The sequence below is a fragment of the Succinivibrio sp. genome, assembly GCF_045124615.1.
Classification (GTDB): domain Bacteria; phylum Pseudomonadota; class Gammaproteobacteria; order Enterobacterales; family Succinivibrionaceae; genus Succinivibrio; species Succinivibrio faecicola.
The window spans coordinates 1-3171 of sequence record NZ_JBGVMC010000122.1; the positions used below are offsets into that span (position 1 = coordinate 1).

The 3171-nt window shown below is 33.9% G+C and carries 3 protein-coding genes; 1 reads left to right on the plus strand and 2 read right to left on the minus strand.

Translation table 11 applies throughout. The features are described 5' to 3' along the window. Nucleotides 1-268, minus strand: a 268-nt coding sequence (locus ACJML3_RS03350) for a uracil phosphoribosyltransferase (RefSeq protein ID WP_406020612.1), incomplete at its 3' end; no start/stop codon positions are given. A 30-nt stretch (nucleotides 269-298) separates the two neighbouring features. Next, nucleotides 299-1675: a uracil-xanthine permease family protein gene (locus ACJML3_RS03355; RefSeq protein ID WP_406020614.1), complete on the minus strand. Its 1377-nt coding sequence runs from the start codon at nucleotides 1673-1675 to the stop codon at nucleotides 299-301. A 339-nt stretch (nucleotides 1676-2014) separates the two neighbouring features. Here ACJML3_RS03355 and ftsY point away from each other — a divergent pair, with 339 nt between their 5' ends. Further along, the gene (gene ftsY, locus ACJML3_RS03360) at nucleotides 2015-3157 is read left to right on the plus strand and encodes a signal recognition particle-docking protein FtsY (RefSeq protein ID WP_406020616.1); all 1143 of its coding nucleotides are present in this window, start codon (nucleotides 2015-2017) and stop codon (nucleotides 3155-3157) included. The last annotated feature ends 14 nt before the right edge of the window (nucleotides 3158-3171 follow it).

Below are 3171 nucleotides of genomic sequence, written 5' to 3' on the forward strand. Positions count from 1 at the left end.
CCATGCCAAGACCTGCACGTAAAACAGGTATGATAGCCAGCTTTAGACCATCAATCATAGGAGATTTACATTTTTCAATTGGTGTTTCAACATCAACTTCTTTTAAAGGAAGATCGCTTAAAGCTTCATATGCTTCAAGCATTGCAATCTCTTCAATCAGTGTACGAAACTTATTTGTAGAAGCTTCTTTATCTCTTAATAAAGAGATCTTGTGTTTTATAAGAGGATGAGAAAATATAGTAATATTTTTTTGTTTTGAAAAATCCATTTTTATACCTATTATCTAGTTTGTTTTTTCTTAATCTTTTTTAGCTGTACTACCTGCTATATTTTCATCAAAAATATATTTATTTCCTGGTAGAACTGCATTTAGGAATATACCTGCAAGAGCAGCGATTGCCAGTGAAGTTAAAGTTACAGATGTACCGAATACAGAGAAAGTTAAACCTTCCTTAAAACCAAGTCCGCAAACAAATATTACGGCTGCAATGATAAGGTTTCTTGATTTTGATAAATCTACGCTGTTCTCAACAATATTTCTTACACCAATTGCAGAAATCATACCGTACAGGATAAATGAAATACCTCCAATAATTGCTGTAGGCATAGTAGATATGATTGCTGAGAATTTTGGAACTATAGAAAGAATAATAGCAAGAATAGCGGCAAGTCTTACAACTTTTGGTTCATAAACTTTTGACATTGCAAGAACACCTATGTTTTCGCCATAAGTTGTATTAGCAGGACCACCTATTAAACCTGCAAAAGATGTCGCAAGGCCGTCACCAAGCAAAGTTCTGTTAAGACCAGGATTTGCAATGAAGTTCTTTCCAACAGTTGCAGATATAGCAGACATATCACCGATATGCTCCATCATTGTAGCTGCTGCAATAGGAGCCATAACCAATATAGCAGTAAGATCAAAATTACACATTTTGAAAGGAGGTAGGCCTATCCATGATGCATTAGCAATTGAATTATAATTAATGATTGCTGAGCCATCTGTATTTGTAAAACCAGCAAAATCAAGGAAAACAGCAGCTATATATAAAATAACAACACCCATGAGAATAGGAATCAGTTTTAGCATACCACGTCCCCATATATTGAAAACGATCACTGTAAGGATAGCAGCTAAAGCCAAAGGCCAGTTGACAGATGAGTTAGCAACTGCAACAGGAGCAAGAGACAAACCGATACAAACAATCATAGGACCTGTTACAACAGGTGGCAAAAATCTCATAACCTTTGCTATGCCAACAGTTCTTATTACAATGGCCATTGCAATGTAAACAAGACCTGCAACTACTACACCACCACAAGCGTAGGCTGCTTTTTCATTTACATCCATATTTGCATAGATTCCGGTATTGAAATTTGCAATGGTATAAAATCCGCCAAGGAATGCAAATGATGAGCCTAGAAAAGCAGGTACCTGGAGTTTTGTGCAAAGATGGAAAATAAGTGTACCTACACCAGCACAGAAAAGAGTAACAGAAACTGTAAGACCTTCAGTAAGATCTTCTCCACAAGCATTTTTAAAAAATCCCATAACAAGGATAGGAACTAAAATAGTGGCACCAAACATGGCAAACATGTGCTGAACAGCCAAAATCAGCATTTTTCCTTTACTTAGTTCAATAGGGGGTTCTACAGATTTATCAAGATTATTCATAGTAATTCTTTAAGCGTTGAAAAAAGATAAACGTCGATGACGTTAAAGTCATTTTGAATTTTATCAAAATTAGAAGCTCTAATATCAAGGCAAAGTATCAAAAAGGCCGAATGCTTCAAAAAGAGCTTTTAAATTCTTTATCAGTGCGTGTTTAGTGAATGAAATTTTTTTATTATTCTGAACTAATTGAGATTAAAGGAAATTTATATAAAGAATTTTTTGGCTAAAAGTATCTTTCTTACTGTGCATGTATGAATAAGAGAGAATTCAAAAGCCTTTAGAAAGTGCAATAAAACAAGATTTTTAATATAATTGTAAAAAAAAACTGTTGGGGATTTTATGGGACTTTTTTCAATTTTTTCTAAAAAAAATAACGAGATAAAAAAAGAAATTACTGAAGATAAAAATGTAGTTTTATCAAATGAATCAGTAAACGAAGCAGACAACAAAGCAGATAAAGAAAACGATAATAAATCAGCTTTAGAAAATTCAGTAGAACCTGAACAAAAATCAGACGAAGTAAAAGTTGATATTTCAGAGGATAAAAACAATTCTTCAGAAGAAAAAAAGAAGAATAAGATATCTTTCTTTGAAAAGCTTAGAAAAACAAGAGAGAACCTATCTTATGGATTATCAGCTTTAGTAAAGGGAAGAAAGATAGATGATGATCTTTATGATGATCTTGAAACATCCTTATTAACAGCTGATTTAGGTGTTGAAACAACACAGAAGGTTATAGAAAAACTTAAGAAAGAATCAAAATTAAGAGAACTTCATGACGCTTCTGCTTTAAAGGAAAATCTAAAGATTATCTTAAATGAGATCCTCAGGGACTGTGCTGAACCATTAAAGATAGAAAAGAATACTCAGATGCCATATGTAATACTGATGGTAGGTGTTAATGGTGCAGGTAAAACAACAACTATAGGAAAACTTGCAAGTAAATTCAAAGCACAGGGGTTAAAGGTAATGCTAGCTGCTGGTGATACCTTCAGAGCAGCTGCTGTAGAACAGTTGAAAACCTGGGGTGATAGATGCGATATTCCTGTTGTTTCTCAGCCTACAGGTTCAGACAGTGCTTCTGTTATTTACGATGCCTTAAGTTCAGCAATTGCTCATAAAACAGACGTTCTGATATGCGATACAGCAGGACGTTTGCAGAATAAAGATAACCTAATGGAAGAACTTAAGAAAATTACCAGAGTAATGAAAAAACACTCAGAATCAGTTCCAAATGAGGTGATGTTAGTTTTAGATTCTACAACCGGACAGAATGCTATTTCACAGATGAAGATATTCTCTCAGGCAGTAAATGTAACAGGAATAACTTTAACAAAACTAGATGGTACTGCAAAGGGTGGAATTATTTTTGCACTCTCTGATCAGTTTAAGGTTCCTGTAAGATATATTGGTATCGGAGAAAAGGTTGAAGATTTAAGAGAATTTGATTCTGAAAGTTTTGTTGATGCTCTTGTGGATTAAGTACTGATATAAAT